General features: G+C 59.1%; 17 protein-coding genes and 1 pseudogene. 8 read left to right on the plus strand and 10 right to left on the minus strand.

The features are described 5' to 3' along the window. Positions 1 to 3 precede the first annotated feature (3 nt). A complete protein-coding gene (greB, locus tag AC19YS_RS09730; RefSeq protein WP_083360479.1) occupies positions 4 to 477 on the minus strand; it encodes a transcription elongation factor GreB in 474 nt (157 codons plus the stop codon). A 130-nt stretch (positions 478 to 607) separates the two neighbouring features. After that, positions 608 to 1606 carry a hypothetical protein gene (locus AC19YS_RS09735; protein ID WP_200623102.1) on the minus strand — a complete coding sequence of 333 codons (999 nt, stop codon included), beginning with the start codon at positions 1604 to 1606 and terminating at the stop codon, positions 608 to 610. Between the two features lie 240 nt (positions 1607 to 1846). Between AC19YS_RS09735 and AC19YS_RS09740 the strand changes: the two genes are divergently transcribed. The 3 genes from AC19YS_RS09740 to AC19YS_RS09750 are packed head-to-tail and all read left to right on the plus strand — an operon-like array spanning position 1847 to position 5256. After that, a complete protein-coding gene (locus AC19YS_RS09740) occupies positions 1847 to 2773 on the plus strand; it encodes an ABC transporter ATP-binding protein (protein ID WP_124416807.1) in 927 nt (308 codons plus the stop codon). Next, positions 2770 to 3495 carry an ABC-2 transporter permease gene (locus tag AC19YS_RS09745; RefSeq protein WP_106576836.1) on the plus strand — a complete coding sequence of 242 codons (726 nt, stop codon included), beginning with the start codon at positions 2770 to 2772 and terminating at the stop codon, positions 3493 to 3495. The genes AC19YS_RS09740 and AC19YS_RS09745 overlap by 4 nt, the downstream gene beginning before the upstream one ends. Before the next feature lie 15 nt (positions 3496 to 3510). Continuing rightward, positions 3511 to 5256: a Gldg family protein gene (locus AC19YS_RS09750; protein WP_200623104.1), complete on the plus strand. Its 1746-nt coding sequence runs from the start codon at positions 3511 to 3513 to the stop codon at positions 5254 to 5256. A gap of 4 nt (positions 5257 to 5260) precedes the next feature. Here the strand turns inward: AC19YS_RS09750 and AC19YS_RS09755 are convergent, their stop codons facing one another. From AC19YS_RS09755 to AC19YS_RS09765, 3 genes are all read right to left on the minus strand, one after another. Continuing rightward, on the minus strand, positions 5261 to 5569 hold the full coding sequence (locus tag AC19YS_RS09755) for a class I SAM-dependent methyltransferase (RefSeq protein WP_200623109.1): 309 nt from the start codon (positions 5567 to 5569) through the stop codon (positions 5261 to 5263). A gap of 258 nt (positions 5570 to 5827) precedes the next feature. Beyond that, positions 5828 to 6262 carry a DoxX family protein gene (locus AC19YS_RS09760; RefSeq protein ID WP_106576839.1) on the minus strand — a complete coding sequence of 145 codons (435 nt, stop codon included), beginning with the start codon at positions 6260 to 6262 and terminating at the stop codon, positions 5828 to 5830. A 103-nt stretch (positions 6263 to 6365) separates the two neighbouring features. After that, the gene (locus tag AC19YS_RS09765; protein ID WP_200623112.1) at positions 6366 to 7787 is read right to left on the minus strand and encodes an MltF family protein; all 1422 of its coding nucleotides are present in this window, start codon (positions 7785 to 7787) and stop codon (positions 6366 to 6368) included. Positions 7788 to 8023: 236 nt separating this feature from the next. Here AC19YS_RS09765 and AC19YS_RS09770 point away from each other — a divergent pair, with 236 nt between their 5' ends. The 4 genes and pseudogenes from AC19YS_RS09770 to AC19YS_RS09785 all read left to right on the plus strand — a co-directional run. Further along, positions 8024 to 8830, plus strand: a complete 807-nt coding sequence (locus AC19YS_RS09770) for a TatD family hydrolase (RefSeq protein WP_169368542.1) — start codon at positions 8024 to 8026, stop codon at positions 8828 to 8830. Between the two features lie 96 nt (positions 8831 to 8926). After that, positions 8927 to 10408: a methyl-accepting chemotaxis protein gene (locus AC19YS_RS09775; protein ID WP_200623114.1), complete on the plus strand. Its 1482-nt coding sequence runs from the start codon at positions 8927 to 8929 to the stop codon at positions 10406 to 10408. A gap of 310 nt (positions 10409 to 10718) precedes the next feature. Continuing rightward, positions 10719 to 11126: an Imm50 family immunity protein gene (locus tag AC19YS_RS09780; RefSeq protein ID WP_200623116.1), complete on the plus strand. Its 408-nt coding sequence runs from the start codon at positions 10719 to 10721 to the stop codon at positions 11124 to 11126. 635 nt (positions 11127 to 11761) lie between these two features. After that, positions 11762 to 12010: pseudogene (locus tag AC19YS_RS09785) on the plus strand (terminase); the annotation flags it as partial. 6 nt (positions 12011 to 12016) lie between these two features. Here AC19YS_RS09785 and AC19YS_RS09790 read toward each other — a convergent pair. From AC19YS_RS09790 to AC19YS_RS09800, 3 genes are all read right to left on the minus strand, one after another. Next, positions 12017 to 12814: an acyl-CoA thioesterase gene (locus AC19YS_RS09790; RefSeq protein WP_500601572.1), complete on the minus strand. Its 798-nt coding sequence runs from the start codon at positions 12812 to 12814 to the stop codon at positions 12017 to 12019. Between the two features lie 90 nt (positions 12815 to 12904). Continuing rightward, a complete protein-coding gene (locus AC19YS_RS09795; protein ID WP_500601573.1) occupies positions 12905 to 13666 on the minus strand; it encodes a CHAD domain-containing protein in 762 nt (253 codons plus the stop codon). A 43-nt stretch (positions 13667 to 13709) separates the two neighbouring features. Beyond that, complete coding sequence (locus AC19YS_RS09800) at positions 13710 to 13988, minus strand: hypothetical protein (protein WP_010176194.1); 279 nt, start codon at positions 13986 to 13988, stop codon at positions 13710 to 13712. Positions 13989 to 14204: 216 nt separating this feature from the next. Between AC19YS_RS09800 and AC19YS_RS09805 the strand changes: the two genes are divergently transcribed. After that, on the plus strand, positions 14205 to 15242 hold the full coding sequence (locus AC19YS_RS09805) for a patatin-like phospholipase family protein (protein WP_106576847.1): 1038 nt from the start codon (positions 14205 to 14207) through the stop codon (positions 15240 to 15242). A gap of 122 nt (positions 15243 to 15364) precedes the next feature. Here the strand turns inward: AC19YS_RS09805 and AC19YS_RS09810 are convergent, their stop codons facing one another. Together AC19YS_RS09810 and AC19YS_RS09815 are read right to left on the minus strand one after the other, a co-directional pair. Continuing rightward, positions 15365 to 16054: a response regulator gene (locus AC19YS_RS09810; protein ID WP_106576848.1), complete on the minus strand. Its 690-nt coding sequence runs from the start codon at positions 16052 to 16054 to the stop codon at positions 15365 to 15367. 37 nt (positions 16055 to 16091) lie between these two features. Next, entirely contained in the window at positions 16092 to 18743 is a 2652-nt protein-coding gene (locus AC19YS_RS09815; RefSeq protein WP_500601575.1) for a DUF4118 domain-containing protein, read from the minus strand. Positions 18744 to 18801: the final 58 nt, after the last annotated feature.

Consider the following 18801-nt stretch of genomic DNA (forward strand, 5'->3'; position numbering starts at 1 on the left):
CGTTTATTTCACATACTCGATACCGGTAATCCACCAGCACACCTCGCCGGTCGGGGTTTGCACGATGGCCTCATCGTCGACTTCCTTACGGAGCAACGCCCGGGCCATCGGTGAGTCGATGGAGATGTAGTCCATGCGCTCATAAATCTCGTCATAGCCAACAATACGAAAACGCTTGGTCTCGCCCTGCTCGTTTTCGATATCAACCCAGGCGCCGAAGAATACCTTGCCTTCCTGCTCAGGCATGTATTCCACCACGCGCATATCTTCCAGCCGCTTGCGCAAGTAGCGCACCCGCCGGTCAATTTCGCGCAGCAGCTTCTTGTTGTACTGGTAGTCCGCGTTTTCGCTGCGATCCCCCAGAGACGCCGCCCAGGTCACTTTACGCGTGGTGTCCGGACGTTTTTCACGCCACAGATAATCCAGCTCTTTTTTTAGCGCCTCATGACCTTCTTTGGTAATCAGCTTGGTACTCAAACGCTTGCATCCCCAGACAATGTCCAATGGTGCCGAAACGCCACAGCATCATGCCTTGGCGTCGACTGGCAGGGGGGATGATAAATGAACTATGAAAAGTAGCCAGATCAGCAAGCACATTGCTTCAACTCTAGCCTTCCAGGGTTTGATCCAGTTCAAGCAGCACACCCTGCAACCGCTGTCGCATACCTGACACCTGCGACATCGCCAGCGCCAGCTTCTGGGCTTTCTGGCTGACGTATGCTTGCTGCTCCTGCAATTGCGTCGCGTGCTGCTCCAGCTCACGATCCTTTTCATCCAGTTCGCCCTGCTTTTGTTGCAGCCGGGCCTGCCACTGCTCAAGCACTTTTTCTCGCTCAATGACCGCGTTTTTTTGTTGCGTCAGGTCCTGGGCGACCTTGGCAAGATTGGTCAGCGTGCTGTCCAGCTCAGGCATCAATGCATGTTCCATTTCAACGGGGCGCTGCACTGGCGCGGGTTCACTCGGTGCCAGTTGAGCCGGCTGCGCAACGGGCTCTGCCAGCGCTACCTTCTGCGCAGTTGCGACGGGGATATCCAACGCCTCAGCAACCACAGGCTCAAGCACCGGCGGCTCGACGGGCGTGGGTGGGCTTGAAGTTCTGGCGGGCGGGATCATTTGTGATGAGAAGCGAATGGACGGCACGATCAAGGAAGCACTTTCGATCGCAGGCAAGACAGGCGCAGACATGCCCAAGGTAATCACCTTCATTACCAATGCCTTCTTGATGATCATCGAATGATGATCCTCCGGTCTGGCCGGCGGTAATTTGCAGCCTTTCAAATCAATGAAATGGAAAGCGATCGAACTGTCGTTCACTGCGCTGGCTTTAGTGCCGGAGGCTGCCGCGGCCATCAGGATCTGCTTGAAGACTTGCATAGCCACTTGCAGGTCTTCCTTGGACTCGACACTGCCCAGAAAATGCCGGTCGAGTTTTTTCCGTAACGCGGCGATGTAAACCCTGGAGTTGCCCGGCTCAGTCTCTTCATCAAGGCTATAGACGAGAAAGTTGCAGTCGATCTGGGCAACAGCAAACCCGCAGAGCAGCGCACCGTTAACCGGCGCGTCCTGGCCACTGCGTTCTAGAACAAGAGTACGTAGAAGCATCATGATAATCAGGTCTCGTTACAAAAGAGCAAACCTTACATAAACGCCAGATAAAGAATCCGACCGTTAACCATTCTCGAAACAGCGCAATTGTTTCAGTAAGTTATCCGGCTTGACGTAGGACTTTTCTTATAACCTCGCCCGCGCGTTCCCAAGCGTATTGATTAAACGTAACCTTTTTAACGCTCAACTATCCACGACACGCACGTCCCATACGCTCAGCCAAACTTAATCGGTAAAAAAATGCTCGAGATAAGCAGCCTGACTAAGTACTTGGGCAAAAGTAAAGTCATCAACAACTTCTCATTGTTTGCTCAGCGCCAGGAATGTATTGGTCTGTTTGGGGAAGACGGCGCCGGCAAAACAACCTTGCTGAACTTGATCGCCGGCATCGCCAATCCCTCCTCCGGGTCCATCACCGTCCATGGGTTCAACACCCAGACCCATCCACTTCAAGCACGCAAAGTCCTCGGCTATCAGCTCCAGGCCGGGCTCAGCCATCAGACGATGTCCGTTAAAGGCTTTCTCAACTTCATTGCCGACGTTCGAGGGTTCACCGGCGCTGAAAAACGCAGCCGAGTGGATCGAGCAGCCATGCGCCTGGAATTGTCGCGTGTGCTCAACGTTCCTGTCGGTGCGCTTTGCGTAGGTTTGAAGCGCAAGGTAGCCATCGCGCAAGCCATCCTGCATACACCCAGCCTGCTTCTGCTGGATGAACCGACCGAGGGTCTGGCGCCGAATCAACGGATCAAATTCAGAACACTGGTCCAGTCCCTGACCGAAGAAATGGCGGTGATTATCGCCTCCCGGCATTGCGACGAGCTGGCCAGCCTGTGCACGCGAGCACTGGTTATCGCGCGCGGCCAGTTGGTGGCTGACACGCCGCTGCCCGAGTTTCAGCGCAAATCCCGACACTACCGGGCCGTCACCCTGGCCGCAGAAACCCCGCTGGATTTACTCGCACTGGCCGTCTTACCCGGCGTCGCCGGCATAGAAGAAGACCGGCATACACCCGGCACCGTGACCGTTCTGGCCCTGCCCGGTCACAGCATCTATCCCCATATCAACGCACTTATCGCCCATCGCGGCTGGAACATCACGTCATTGAAACTGGAAACAGGGCGCCTGAACGAAGTCGTTCGCCATTTGAGTCATGAGGTATCTCTTTGAAACTGCTGCCGGTGATTTTCAAGCGTCAACTCGTCAGCTATGCCCGTACGCCAGGCACGTACCTGAGTGTTGCTGCGTTTGTACTGCTGTGCGCGGCACTGGGGCTGAATACGAGCCCATGGCTCGAAGAAGGCGGTGCTGATTTACAGGTGTTTTTCCAGTTACACCCTTGGCTCTACCTGCTGCTGATTCCAAGCTTGTCAACGCAGCTGTGGTCGGACGAACATAACCCTGGCATGCGCAACATGATGAAAACGCTGCCCATCACGACCGTCGAACGGGTGTTGGGAAAATTTCTGGCCGCATGGGTCGTGTGTGGCATTGCCTTGGCCCTGACCTTCCCTTTGGTGGTTGTCGCCAACTACCTGGGCGCTGCGGACAACGCCGTTATCACCTCGCAATTTCTGGCGAGCGGGTTGCTCGCGGGAAGTTATCTATCGGTGGGATGCTTTATCTGCGCACTGACTCATCGGCGCATCGTTATTTTCCTACTTTCGCTCGGTTTGCTGCTTACAGTCAGCATGCTTTCTTCGGCACTGGATGCCCTTGAGCACCAGGCGCCTATTTGGGTGGTAGACAGTCTGATCGCGCTTGACCCGATCTTACGCTTCGGCACTCTCGACAACGGCAAACTGACACTCCATGACAGCCTGTACTTCGTCAGCATGATCCTTGCCTTTCTTGCGGCAACAGCAGTCACACTCAATTACAAAACCCGTTGAGAAGGAAAGCACCGCATGCGATCCGCTATTCGCACGGGTATGACACTTACGGTCATATCATTACTCTTTCTGGCCTTTAATCTGGTCTGGGTAAACAACCTTCCCGATATCCGTTGGGACTTTTCACAACACAAAATCCATACGTTGTCGCCGCAGGCCCGGCAACTGCTCGCCTCACTTGAGGAACCACTGGATTTGTATTACTTCAACTCACGCCATGACCCGCGAAAAAGCCAAGCGTTGAAACGCTATGGCGAACGGGTGGGAGACCTGCTTGAGGAGTTCGAAAAAGCCGCCAGGGGCAGGATTAGCTTGCACGTTATTGATCCGGGGCCTTATTCAGAAGAGGCCTATAAAGCGGGCCTGTTCGGGCTGGACGACACACACGGGTTTCTCGGTCTGATAGGTGTGCGTGCAGGCCAGGCTGCACAACGTATCGACGCATTCAGCCTGGATGACGAACCGATGCTCGAATATGAAATAAGCCACTTGATCTACACACTGGGGCACCCAGCGCCACCCGTTATTGGCGTGCTGACAGGGTTGGCGTTGAACGAGTCCGGCGGGCTGTTACTGGCGAAAATGCATCAGCACTTCACCCTCGAAAGCCTGGAAGCGAACATTCCCCAAGTGCCTGAATCGATCGGGACGCTGATGGTCGTCCACCCGCGCGCACTGCCAGAGCGAACCCTGTACGCGATCGAACAGTTTGTCCTCAGGGGCGGAAAACTGCTGATCTTTCTCGACCCACTGAGCGAGAGCATGTCAGACGCCGCGCCGGCAAATCCCATGCTGGACGGCCTGCTTGCCGCATGGGGCGTACAGATGCCGGCGGGCAAGCTGCTGGTGGATAATCTCTATGCCTCGTCGGCGTCCCCCGGCGCTGGCAAGCCGACCGTCTTCCATCCGGCCAGGTTGAGCCTGCCGCGCCAGGCGATGACGGCGGACGACGTCAGCGCGTGGAAACTGGATACGGTGATTGTCTCGAGCAGTGGCGCACTTTCTCGCATCAGGAAAAGCCGCACGCTGCTCACCCCGCTGCTGCAAAGCTCCACGCAGTCTGCGCTATTGGACGCTGCGCGCTTTGCATCAACCACCGCACTCGACTCACTGATCGAACAACCGTCTGCTGTCGGCCAACGCCAGGTGATAGCGGCTCGCCTCGGCGGCCCCGCCTATTCCGCATTTCCAGACGGTGTCGACGGGCAGTCTGCTGGTTTGCAAAAGGCCGCAGACATTCAGGTGGTGGTGGTCGCCGACACTGATTTACTCATGGACTCTGTCATCAGCTCTGCCGCCAACAGCAACGTTACGTTTATCTTGAATACCTTGGATAACCTGGCGGCTCCTGACGTTCTCGCGAGCATTCGACCCCGTGCAACGGCCAGCCAATCGCCCAACCCGCTTTCAGACATGCGCGAAGTCGCTGCACAGGCCTACGCCCAAAAGGCGGGGGAACTTGAACGACGGCTTGAGCGAACCGAGCACGAATGGCAACGCCTGAAACCGCCAGACACCGGCTTCGGCACCCAAGCGGTGAATACCAATGCCCAGCTGCAGGCACTGAACAAGGAACGCCTGCGACTGCCCATGGAGTTACAGGCGCTCAAGGTCGAGGCGTACGCATCGGTGCAGCAAGTGGAGCTAACTCTGAAACTGCTGCTGATCAGCGCCGTACCGCTGCTGTTGTGCCTTATCGCGTGGATGGTGTCGCTTTACAACCGGCGACGTCGATCGGCCGTGACCGCCATCCAGCTCTAAGCCTTCAACGACGAGCGATCAGTCCCTGGCGGGCAATGCGCGTCAGCTGACGGATGACTTCATCGGCATCAGCGGCGCTAGGCGCCTGAATTACCGCAAGGTCGAAACTGTTGGTGGCAAAGCGGGCCAGGGAGTCGCCATCTTCCACAAACTGGATCAGGAACGCCGTAGGCCGCCCGGTGCGACGCGGCCAGCCATCGAGGTAACGCAGCAGCGTAGGCTGGTGCTTGCCACCCAGGAGGATTTTCGGATTGCGCTGAGTCAGGTCCGCGGTGATCGGGGCCAGGCGTATGAGGGGGCGAAGTGCATTCATCGTGTCGTGTCTCTGCCTCAAAAGTCTGCGGGCAGGTGAGAGGCAACACCGAACCAGCGCTTTAGCGGTATTTCGAAGCCTGACTCTCGATGAGTGCATGCTTCTGTCGGGCTGTATCGAGCCCAGTGGCGCCCCGCAATTAGCTGTTTAAATCGGCGCATGAGCAGCATCCTAGAGAAGCCGGTGGGGCAGTGTCAAGAATCCCGAGCAACGAAAAAGCCCGCACAGGGCGGGCTTTTTCCGGGTTTTATCTGGGTATCAGCGGGCTATGGCGCGGTCGGCAGACAGTTTGCCCGCCCCTTCCAGCAGCACCGCCAAAGCGCCGCCGAGCAAGGCAAGGGCAAACTCATAACCGTTGTTGGCCATGAACAGACCGTTATGAATATGCACCGAGAAGATTGCCACCAGCGACAGGAAGGTCAGGCCCAAGGCCGCCGGGCGCGCCAGCAAACCGATGATCAATGCCAGGCCGGCGAAGAATTCCGTGCCGCCCGACAGCACCGCCATCAAGGTGCCGGGAGTCAGCCCAAGGCTTTCCATATACTGCGCAGTGCCCGCCAGGCCGTAGCCACCAAACCAGCCAAAGAGTTTTTGCGAACCATGGGCAGCGAAGATGATGCCAACAAAAATTCGCAGGATGGTCAGGCCATAACCAGCGCGAGTAGACAGGATACGGTTGATCAATGGGCTCATGGTGCTAATCCTTTTCCAGGTAGGGGGTGGTTGGCCGCTATATTAATCGGATAAGGCAATCATAAAAGCGCAAAAATCGCCTAATAATCATCTATAAATCCGATCATTTGCGTGAAGCAAGTTTTGGCACTGTCGGCTCCAGAGACTCTCGCTCTCGATCAAACGCCAGGTAGTACTTGTTCACGCTATTAACATAGCTGACGCCAGCCATGCCCACTTGCTCCATGGCAATACGCTCGACCTGGAAAAACCATTGATTGGGGTTCAGACCGCGGCGCCGAGCCTCGGCCCGCATGCCCTGCACCCGCTCCGGCCCCATGTTGTAAGCCGCCAGCACGAAGGCCATACGCTCGCGCTCGTTAAGCTTGGGGCTGGCGAAGAACTTGCGACGGATCATCGCCAGATACCGGGCGCCTGCTTGCACATTACTGTCCAGACTCTCGATATTGTTAACGCCCACCCGCTGCGCCGCCGAAGGTGTGATCTGCATCAGCCCGGTCGGGCCGCCACTGTTGCGCGCGCCGGGGTCCAGGGCCGACTCCTTGAACGCCAGCGCCGCCAGGTTCAACCAGTCCATGCCCTGCTCGCGGGCATGCTTTTGCAGGACCGGGCGCAGTTTTTCCAAGCGCTGGCGGTCAGCCCGAGCCAATGGATTGCGCACCTGATACAGGCGTCGGTAGATACGCTGGAACGCCACGTCCTGATCGGAAGGGGTTCGGTAGGTCTTGAGGAAACGGTCAATACTGGCCCGCAGCATTGAGGCATCCTGGCGAACAAACCAGTACTCATCGCCCGGCTCGCTGATAGCCACTTGCCGATCAAAGCGCAACTTGGGCAGGATTTTCGACCAACGTTCGGCAATGGGTTTCTCGACGATGGTGAGATGGAAAATCCCGGCCTGGACCATCTCCAATACATCTTCCACCGCCAAGGTCGGATCGACCCATTCCACCTTCACCGGCGGTCGCTTGTGCAGGGCCAGTTGCTGGTTGACCTGATTGATCGCATCCGCCGCTGCACTGCCGGTCGTCAGGGCCAGCGTGCGCCCGGACAACTGCTCCAGCTTGGTAAAGCGTCGCTCGCCCTTCACGCCAACCAGCCACAACGGTACATCACTGGCAATGGGGTCGCTGGTGCTGATCTTGTGCGCAGCCTTCACATCAAGCAATTCACCGGGAGCCACCAGGTCGCCTTCACCCCGGGCCAACGCGCCAAGCAGTTGGTCCTTGGCTTTTGGAATAATTTTGAGAGTGATTTCTTCCCCGTCACGGGCGTGGCCGTTCAGGTATTGCTCGAAGGCGCGCAGGCGATGGTATTCAACACCGATGGCCTGGCCCTGGACCTCACCGGAACTGTTACGGCTCTGATTGACCAGCACACGCAGCGTGCGACTGGAGCGAATCTGCGCCAGGTCGCGTACCTTGCCGGGCTTGGTCACTTCCAGCGGCCCATCCAGACGTGCGACCGCCGCCATGGGCAGCAGTAACGTCAGGCACAACATAAGCAACGCCGAGGGTCGGATCATCCGCTCTCCGGAAAGAATACTGGCCAGCACCCTCGCGAAAGGCGAAGGGCTGGAGGTCAGAAACAGAGCGCTTTATGCGCTGGCAAGGCGCGCAACGGTGGCATGGAGGACGGCGTACGACCGACCACAATGTCACTTGCGACGTTCAAAGACAGCTATAACTCGTTGTAGTTCTTCGTTTTTCTTATAAATCTACAGCTCTGATATGCTTTCCGGCCGCAGGCGGAGATAGCACCATGCAACTCATTGATATCGGCGTCAACCTGACCAACCCCAGTTTCGACGAGAGGCACCAGGCCGTTCTCGACCGTGCCTATGCCGCCGGCGTGCAGCAATTGGTGCTCACCGGCACCAGTATCGAGGGCAGCGAGCAGGCGTTGGAACTCTGCATAAAACTCGATGAAAGCGGCCAGCGCCTGTTCAGCACCGCCGGCATTCATCCCCACTGCGCCAGCGATTGGAACGGCGACAGCGCGCGGCAATTGCGGGGTGTGCTCAGCGAAAGCCGCGTGCGTGCAGTGGGCGAATGTGGGTTGGATTTCAACCGCGATTTTTCCCCGCGCCCACAACAGGAAAAAGTCCTCGAAGAACACCTGGCACTCGCCGTCGAGTTGAAACTGCCAGTGTTTCTTCACGAGCGCGACGCCAACCAGCGCTTGCTGGAGATCCTCAAGGATTACCGCGACCACCTGAGCGCTGCGGTGGTGCATTGCTTCACCGGCGAACAATCGGCGCTGTTCAGCTACCTCGACCTCGACTTGCATATCGGCATCACCGGCTGGATCTGCGACGAGCGCCGTGGGACGCATCTGCACCCGCTGGTCAGGGAAATCCCACGTGGCCGTCTGATGCTGGAAAGCGACGCGCCCTACCTGCTGCCGCGCACGTTGCGACCCAAGCCGAAAAACGGCCGCAATGAACCGGCCTACCTGCCAGAAGTGCTGCGCGAAGTCGCCCTGCACCGCAACGAAACCCTGGAAGACTTGGCTGCACACAGCACCGCCTGTTCGCGCGCATTTTTTGGTTTGCCTGAAGTGGATTAATGCGGCGCATTGACCCATGTCAAAACCGGCTTCCTGAGTAGCGGCACAATAATGGCACCTTGCCAATGCTGTTTCCGCTATCAGAGAAAACCTTCCATGGGTGCCTGGCTTAGCAATATCTCGCTGAAATACAAGTTCTGGGCCGTCAACGCGGTCGCCTTCATCACCACCTTGTTGCTCGTGCTCTACGCCGTGCAACTCGAGCAACAGGCGCGCAACGATGCCTCCCAGGCTACGGCACAGGCGCAGGCGCGGTTGTTGAGTGCCTGGCCCGCCGACAAGCCATTGCCCAAGGGCGAGCATTGGCTGACGTTTACCCGTGGACAAGTCCCACAGCTGGCCAATCAGGCTCTGTCAGCCCTGGGCAATGCCAGCGGTTGGGTCGAGCTTAATCACATGCCGTTGTTCGGTGAAAAACCGCTGATCGGCGCCGAGGTGATCGCGCGTGCCGACGGCCAGCAGGTCGCCGTGCTGGCCTACGGACGCAGCCTGAGCCAAGTGTTCGGCGAACGCTTCGCCAACTACGCGGTGGCGGTGTTGATTCTGATGCTGGCGATGCTCGGCGCCTCGCAACTGCTGATCCGCTTTCTGCTCAGCCAACTCAACACCCTCAAGGACGTGATGCTGCACGTCGAGAAAACCGGCGACCTGTCGGCCCGCGTACCCCTGGCCTGCAAGGACGAAGTCGGCCAGATGGCCAGCGCCTTCAACGCCATGCAAGCCGGCTACCAGCGGGTGGTCAGCACCGTGGCACGCACCGCGCAGCAATTGGATGATGGCGCCGCGCGCCTGGCCAGCAGTATGAACGAGGTGCAGCACGGCATGCTCGGCCAGCAAAGCGAAACCGATCAGGCCGCCACCGCGATCAATGAGATGACCGCCACCGTCTACCACATCGCCCAGCACGCCGGCGCCACTCGCGACCTGTCCCAAACCGCCGACACCCTCGCCGGCAGCGGCCAGGAAGTGGTCAGCCGGGTACAGCGTTCGATTGCCGGGCTTTCCACCGGCGTGCAACAGACTGCCGAGATGATTCAGAAGCTTGCCGAGGACAGCCAGAAAATCAACGGCGTGGTCGGCGTAATCCACAGCATCGCCGAACAGACCAACCTGCTCGCCCTCAACGCCGCCATCGAAGCCGCCCGCGCCGGCGAAATGGGCCGTGGTTTCGCCGTGGTCGCCGACGAAGTGCGCAACCTGGCCAAACGCGTGCAAAGCTCCACCGACGAAATCACTCGCATGGTCTCGGCGCTGCAGGCCGGCACCCGCGATGCGGTGGACTTCATGCAGGAAAGCTCGTTCAAGGCCGACGACTGCGTACAGCAAGCCCAGGAAGCCGGCGCGGCCCTCGCCGACATCACCGGCGCCGTGGCGCAGATGCGCGAAAGCAACACCCAGATCGCCGTGGCGGCCGAACAGCAAAGCCATGTCGCCGAAGAGATGAACCGCGCCGTGGTGAGCATTCGCGATGTGACCGAAAACACGGTGCAGCAGACCGTGGATTCAGCGACCACCAGCAATGAGCTGGCGACGCTGGCCGGGGAGTTGAGCAAAGCGATTGGGCAGTTGAAGCTATAGGACTTTTTAACCTGTAATCCGACTCCTACGATCGCCCTTGCGTTTACCCGAAATTTTGCCGAAACCTCCTAGCCTCCCCGGCGAATAGCGCCGACATATTTACCTGACGAACCTCTTCAAAGTCTCTCGCCTGACTATTCAGTGCGAGGGACCGCCGATGTATTTCTCAATGACTACCTGGGCTGAAAGGGCTGCCTTTTGAACCCGGCTATTGGCCGGCTGGCCTTGAGGCCCATGGACGTTAAATTGATAAACCCCGAAAAGGCAGCATACCCGGGGCGAAGGAACACTATCCATTTAGGAAGCAAAAATGAAGTATTGGAATGAATTAGACGGAAGTATATTTTTCGGAAAGATTTTTAGCCAACCGATAGCAATTGACAGGGTTGCTCTTTTCTCCATGAGGATTGATAACGACCAACCCTGTGTCGGCCTAGGGTTTGACATACCAGAATTTCCGGACCAGTTGCCGGAAAAGTGGAAGAACAAAGGATATAACACCTGCAGGACAGGATTAACTTGTCATAACATTAAAGAATTAAAAGTACAAAACATACCCGCCCACGAGGTATTCAAGGTGGAAATAAAAAAACACAATGACCATTTCGAGTTTCGCGCAACCAGCGAAAATGCCTCAATAGAATTCAAAGCCAGATTCATTTCACTTAGCGACCCTAATGTATACATAAACGGCCCAGATGACTACTATTTTAAATAACTAAAAAACCATGGAACCAAAACTAAAACTTATATATTTACCCATTTAAGGCTGGGAAACCAGGGTACTCATCTCCATTTAAGTACCATTGGAAAGACGCGCACAGGAAAACTACCGGGTGCGAATGACCACCATAATTCTGAGATTGAAAAATAAAGTTTGGAATCATTTCGATAGAAGTATTTTTAACAAGGTATTCTCCATACCGATTGCAACAGGAGAGATAGTCTTATTCTCTATAGATAGAGATAACGATAGACCTCATATAACTCTAGCATTGATATAGCTGAAATCCAGACAGACCAACCGACAATGGAACCTCGAAGGTTTCAACACGTGTCGCATTGATCTTAGCTATGGGGGACTTGGTGACATCACCATAAAGAATACCCCCCACATTCGACACGTTGAAAATAACAATGTGAAAGTATGAGGAGTCGTTGATTGAATTCAAAACGTGATATCCGTCTCTCTGCGGGGCCTCCGTCTACATAAATGCCCCTGATTCCGCCTGTTATTAAAGGGTGACACCAACATCAAAGCTATGAGGCCGATAGCCAGCCCCAATTCGCCACCCCGCCCTCCCCTACATAAACTCTGTCCAAGCTACTTCAACGGACAGAGGATTCACCATCATGGGCAAACGTCATCCTAACTTCCCCGCCTGGCAATGGCGCATTCACCCAGAAACCCATCAGCACCCGACCAACCTGGGGCTGCAATTAATTGCCGTACCCCTGCTGATCATCGGTTTTCTGTTGATGGCATCCGGCGTGTTCAGCCTGAGCCTGGCCAGTTTTGCCGTCGGCGTGATCGGCGTGTTGGCAGGCGTGGCGCTTCAGCGCCACGGTCGCAGACTGGAAGCGCAAGGCAGCCAGCGATTCTGAGGTTCAGGCGAAGACCACCACGGTCTGGCGGCTGATGGCGATCAACTCGCCTGTCGGGCTCCAGAGTGCGGCCGCGGCATGCCCGTAGCCGTCGCGGGCATATTCGATGTTGACGTGGTACTGGCACCAGTCGAGGGTGCTCAGGTCTTGCAGCGGCTGGATAAATTCAATGGTCCAGGTCAGCGTGCTGCCCGGCGCCGGCTGGGTCAGGTGCGGAAGCAAGGCCGGGGGCCATGCGTCGACCAGGGCGAGGATGTGCGACTCGGTCAGCGGCTCTTCCTTTACATCACCGCGCAGGCGCACCCAACCGCCCATGTCGCGCGATTTGTTACCGGTGAACGGCAACCCACCGACGCTCCAGCGCATGGCCAAGTGGCGCATGAACTCAGGGGTCACGCCCTTGATATAGGGCAGCTCCTGGCATTCATCCCAGTGTTTGAAACTAGGCGGCGCCTCGCTCGCGACATCTATCACTGACTCACGCGGCGCACCAAAGCTGGCCTGCACCAGCGTCGCCACTTCACCGTTCTGCACCACGCGGCCAAGCAACTGGCTGACCGCCTTGCCTTCGCGCAACACTTCGACTTGATAACTGGCCGGCACATCCGGCGCAACGGGGCCGACAAAGGTGATGGCCAAAGAGCGCAGGGGCCGGTCTGCCGGGACTTGGGCGCGCAAGGCTTCATATTGCAACGCAGCCACCAGGCCACCAAAGGTCGCGCGGCCCTGAGCCCATTCGGCGGGGATGGTCACGTCCAACGGGTTGTTACGGGCTGCGTCGAGCAAATCACTAAAGCGCATGGCGACCTCACATCAAGAAAACCGATGGGGCGATGTTAGCCATCGGGCTGACAAGGTACAGCGCTCATTCCGGCCAAAAACCGGACCGACCTAGAAACAATCCGCACTGAGTTTGTCCAGCACCCGATCCGCCTCGCCTTCTGCCTTGCTCATGGTGCGATGCCACATTGGCACGCAGGGTTGCAAATCCGCTTGGTGCCCGGCCTGCGCCAGCCACTGCCAGCAGTCGTGCCAATCGCCCAGAGCGCCTTGGGCTAGCTTGAGGCGCGACATGGCTTTGGCAGGCAGTTTGTCCAGTTCGGGGTAGGTCTCGGCGGCGTAACGCACCCGCTTGATCAGCAACCGCAGGCGGTGGCGATCATGGGTCGGGTCTTTGAGGGCATCACCGAGTTTGTGCCATTGCTTGCCCAAGCGCTTCTCGATGCGCGGGCGCAGGCCCTTGAGCAGTTTCTGGTGCTGCGAAGCCCGGATAAAGCGTGGGAACGCATCGAGAATCTGCAGCAAGTGCGCCACTTCCGGGCTCTGCGCCACATGGCGATAGGCGTCGGGTTGCAGGCGCAGGCGCCGTTCAGCGGCCTGGTGATAGCCGTGCTGATGCAGGTACGCCGCCAGGACCTCGCGGTCGCGTAGCGGCGTAGTCATCTGGCCGACTGTGCTGGCGGCCAATTCGAGTTGTTCGACTCCCGGCAACCCGCGCAGCGGGCGCAACAAACTGCGCAGGCGCCGCACGGTGGTGCGCAGGTCATGCAGGGCTTCATCGTCGGTGACGGCGGCGAGGCGAGCCTGGCAGCTCAGTAACCCTACTTCCAGGCCAATGACCTGAGCGACTAACTGATCGACCAAAGCTGACATGCCTTCCTCCCTTGACGATGAACATCCTGGTTGCCGCTAGGACTTAACGTCCGGCGCGCGACTCACGAATATAGAACCGCGCCTTTTCGGCCTTGTTGGAGCAGCCTTCAAACGCTTCGAATTGCTGCTGGGTCTTGGCGCCAGTCAACAAGGACAATGCCTTGGAGTAGCTCACGGTGCCGGCAAAACCTTCAGCCTTGGCCAGGTCCAGTTCATGCCACGCGGCATCCAGTTGCGTGCCACAGCTGTCGCGGTATGCGGTTTTCCCGGCACAGCCGGCCAGGGCCAACACAATCACAGGCACACACATCCAGGCTTTCATCGATGACACCTCAAATAAAGAAAAACAGTCGTAGGGTGTAGACGTTGCCTACAAGGAAAAGTGCCTTGTCCGCAGCCTGAAATCAGAGCGCCTATCGTCAGAGCATACCCGAGCACTGCGCTTATCCTGGAAAAATATTACAGCCCCCCGGCGAAGATTGAAGCTTGCCCCTCAATGGGTGCATTGTGGGCACCTGCCTTGGGAAGGACATGGACCATGAAGAAGCGTGTTGCCTTGGTGCTGGGCTCCGGTGGAGCCCGCGGTTATGCCCATATCGGCGTGATCGAGGAGATCGAACGGCGCGGCTACGACATTGCCTGTATCGCCGGCTGCTCCATGGGCGCCGTGGTGGGTGGAATCTATGCGGCCGGCAAGCTTGACGAGTACCGCAACTGGATCGAAAGCCTCGACTACCTCGATGTACTGCGCCTGGTCGACGTAAGCTTTCGCCTGGGTGCGATTCGTGGCGAAAAAGTCTTCGGCCAGATCCGCAAGATTGTCGGCGAGATCAATATCGAAGAACTGCGCATTCCCTACACCGCCGTAGCGACAGACCTGACCAACCAACAGGAAATCTGGTTTCAGGAAGGTTGCCTGCACCAGGCCATGCGCGCCTCCGCGGCGATTCCAAGCCTGTTCACGCCCGTGATGCAGGGCAACCGAATGCTGGTGGACGGCGGTCTGCTCAACCCGCTGCCGATCGTGCCGGTGGTGTCGAGCCACTGCGACTTGATCATCGCGGTCAACCTCAACGCCACCAACCAAAAACATTACCAACTGCCCGTGATCCAGCGTCCACCGGCGTTCAAAAGTCGTTTCAACAGCTTGGCCAAGTCATTGGGTTCACACCTGCCGTTTCGCCGCAAACAAGCCGAACAGTTGATGAAGCTTGAGCAGGAGGCTTTGCACGCCCAGACAGCGGAGATCAACCCATGGCTGGAATCGGCCGAACCCGAATCCCAGCAACCTGCGGCTGCACCGGAGAAGGCCGGGGCGCCAAAGTCAGCAACCGGTTCGTTCATCATCGACAACGTCGGGCCGGCGTCGCTGCTGGACCTGATCAACCAGAGTTTCGAGGTGATGCAGACATCGCTGGCGCAGTACAAGATCGCCGGTTACCCGCCGGACGTGCTGATCAACGTGCCGAAGCGTGTGTGTCGGTTTTTCGAGTTCTACAAGGCGCCGGAGTTGATCGCTTTGGGGCGGGAGATTGCCAGGGATACGCTGGACAAATATGAGAGTGAGCAGAGTTGAAATGTGTGCTGTGGCTGATGGCCCTATCGCGGGCAAGCCCGCTCCCACATTGTGATCTGTGAACACATTCAATGGTGGGAGCTGGCTTGCCTGCGATAAGGCCTGCGCGGACGCCGCGAAACTCAGGCATTCAACAACCGATACCCCACCCCCGCCTCAGTCACGATAAACCGTGGCTGAGTCGGGTCATCCGCCAACTTCTGGCGCAAATGCCCTACCACAATGCGCAGGTAGTGACTGTCTTCAGTGTGGGTCGGCCCCCAGATATCCTTGAGCAATTGTTGCTGGGTGATTACCCGCCCCGGATGCCGCGCCAGTTGCGCCAGCACCGCGTACTCCTTGCGGGTCAGCGCCACTTCGGCACCGTCCAGTAGCACGCGGCGATAGGCCAGGTCCACCGTCAGCGGGCCAAAACTCAAGGCCGCTTCCTGAGCCTCCCCCGCCGGTGCCTGGCGCAGCAGCGCGCGAACGCGGGCGAGAAACTCCTGGATACCAAAAGGCTTGGTCACGTAATCATTCGCGCCGCCATCCAGCGCTTCAACCTTCTGCACTTCACTGGCGCGCACCGACAGCACCAGCACCGGCACCGTCGACCACTCGCGAAACTCGCGCAGCACTTGTTGGCCGTCCATGTCAGGCAGGCCGAGGTCGAGCACCAGCAAATCCGGTTTGCTCAACGCCGCTTGGGCCAGGCCCTCGTTGCCGGTGCCGGCCTCGATCACCTTGTAGCCCTGGGAGGCCAGGCTGATGCGCAGGAATTTGCGAATCTGCGGTTCGTCATCAATGACTAAAATCGTCGCGGTCTGGCTCATGGTGTCCAATCAAAATCCGTGAAAAAAAGAGGGTAGCTCAAGCCTCGCGTTCCAGGCCAGGCTGAGTCGGCAACGGCAGGAACAAGGTGATGCACGTGCCCCGCCCTTCAATGCCCTCGGCGACGCTGATACGCCCACCGTGTGCGCCGACCATGCCCTGGCAAATCGCCAGGCCCAGGCCCGTGCCCTGCCCGCCGCGATCACCGCGGGCGGCGGTGTAGAACATATCGAAAATCTTCGCGCGCTCGTCTTCGGGAATCCCCGGCCCTTCATCGGCTACCGCAAAAAACAATTGGTCATCCGCCACGCCCGCGCTCACCTCCAAACGGCCTTGGGCGGGTGAGAAACGCGCGGCGTTTTCCAGCACGTTGACCAGCGCTTGTTCGATCAAGGCGGCGTGCACATACAGCAACGGCAGCTCGGCCGGCACGTCAGTCTTGACCTGCAGCGGCGCCAGCACCGCGCGCAAACGGCCAAGGGCGCTGCCGACGATATCGCCGGGCGAAACCCAATCACGCGCCAGTTTCAGCGCACCGTGGCCCAGGCGTGTCATGTCCAGCAAATTCTGGATATAGCGGTCCAGGCGCTCGGCTTCATCGCGGGTGCCCTCAAGCAATTCACGGCGATCCTCCAAAGGAATCGCCTCGCCGAGCGCCAACAGGCTGTCGATGCTGCCGCGCATCGACGTCAACGGCGTACGCAGGTCGTGGGATACAGAGGCCAGCAAGGCGCTGCGCAGTTGCTCGGTTTCGCCGTGCAGACGTGCCGATTCCAGCTCCTGCGCCAGTTGCGCCCGCGCCAACGCCTGGGCCAGCGGCTGGCTCAATGCGGTGAGCAGGCGACGACGCTGCCCGCTCAGCTCCAGGCCCGGTTTGGGGCTCACGCCAAGCAAGCCCAGCGGCCCCTCCTCGCCCGACAGCGGCCACCACCACCAGCGCCCGAACGGCAACGTGCCGGTGCCCATGCCGGCCGGTTGATCGTGCTGCCAGGCCCAATCGGCGGCGGCGCGTTCGGATTCGGTGAGGTTCAGCGCGGAACCGGTCTCGACCTGCCAGTCGCCATGCGCGTCCCGGTTGACCAGGCAAAGCTCCATATCGCTCCAGCCTTCCAGATGATGGGCCGCCGCACTGATCACCGCCTGGCGATCGGTGGCGGCGGTGAGTTTGCGCGACAGGTCGAGCAGTTCGCTGGTCTCTTCCTGAGTATCGCGCAAGGCCTGCAGCTGCCGACGCTGACGTGCGGCCAGGTTGCCGGTCAACGCCGCCATCAGCAGAAAGAACAGCAGGGTCAACACGTCCTCCTCGCGCTGGATGGCGAAGGAGAAGTTCGGCGGGATAAACAGAAAATCGTAGGTCAGAAACGACAGCGCCGCACACACCAGCGACGGCCCCAGGCTGCTGCGCACGCCCACCAGCAATACCGCCGCGAGAAACACCAGCGAGATGTTCGGCAGCGGCAACACGCTGGCCACCGCCCAGGCCAACGCCGCCGCCACGATCGTCGCAACGACTGCCAGGCCATAATCGAACCACACCAACCCGCGCACATCCGGCAGTCGCGGCGGTGCGGGCATGTCGTCGCTGTCGAGCACGTTGATTTCCAGACCGCGCGCGTTGCGCAGCAAGCGCGCCGCCAACCCACCGCCGAACAACCGACGCCGCCAACGCATGCGCGACTGCCCGACCAGCAGCAGGCTCGCGCGGCGTTCGGCGGCATGCTGGATCAGCGTCTTCGCCACCTCGCCCGCGCGCAACAACACCACTTCGCCGCCGAGGCGCTCGGCCAGTTGCTGGGCGTTTTGCAGGCGCAGGCGCGCTTGCTCATCGCGCGCGCGGCCGTTGTCGATATGCACCAGGCTCCAGGGCAAATGTCGGCGTTGAGCGACGCGGCTGGCGTGACGCACCAGGCGTTCGGCCTGCGCATCGCCATCCACGCCCACCAGCAAGCGGCCGCGCACCGCCGGCGCAGCCTGGCCCAGTTGCCGATAGCCTTGGGCCAAGTCGTCATCGACGTGGGCGGCGGCGGTCTGCATCGCCAGCTCGCGCAGGGCCATCAGGTTGGTCTGGGTAAAAAACGCGTCGATGGCCGCACGGGCCTGCTCCGGCACGTACACCTTGCCGTCGCGCAGACGCTCCAACAGCTCGCGCGATGGCAGGTCGATCAGCAGCAACTCGTCTGCCTCTTGCAGCACCCAGTCCGGCAGGGTTTCGCGCACTTGCACGCCGGTGATCCCGCGCACTTGGTCGTTGAGGCTTTCCAGGTGCTGGACGTTGACCGTGGTGAACACGTTGATGCCGGCGGCGAGCAGTTCCTGAATGTCCTGCCAGCGTTTTTCATGCCGGCTGCCGGGGGCGTTGCTGTGGGCCAGTTCGTCGACCAGCACCAGCTTGGGCTTGGCGGCGAGCAGGCCATCCAGGTCCATTTCTTCGAGCATCACGCCGCGGTATTCGGTACGCACCAACGGTTGCTGCGGCAAGCCGCTGAGCAAGGCCTCGGTCTCGGCGCGGCCGTGGGTTTCGACCACCCCGGCGATCAGCCGCACGCCCTGGCGCAGCTGGGTATGGGCGGCCTGGAGCATGGCGTAGGTCTTGCCCACGCCCGGCGCAGCGCCGAGAAAGACTTTGAGCCGGCCACGGCCGTCCCGGGGCAGATCGGCTAAGAGGGCGTCGGCGCGGCCGGAGTCGCTCATGCTTTGCGGTTCCTTCAGGTGTTTATCTGGAGTCCTTCAGGCCGCCATCGCGGGCAAG

It is taken from the genome of Pseudomonas sp. MF08831 (genome assembly GCF_059862645.1).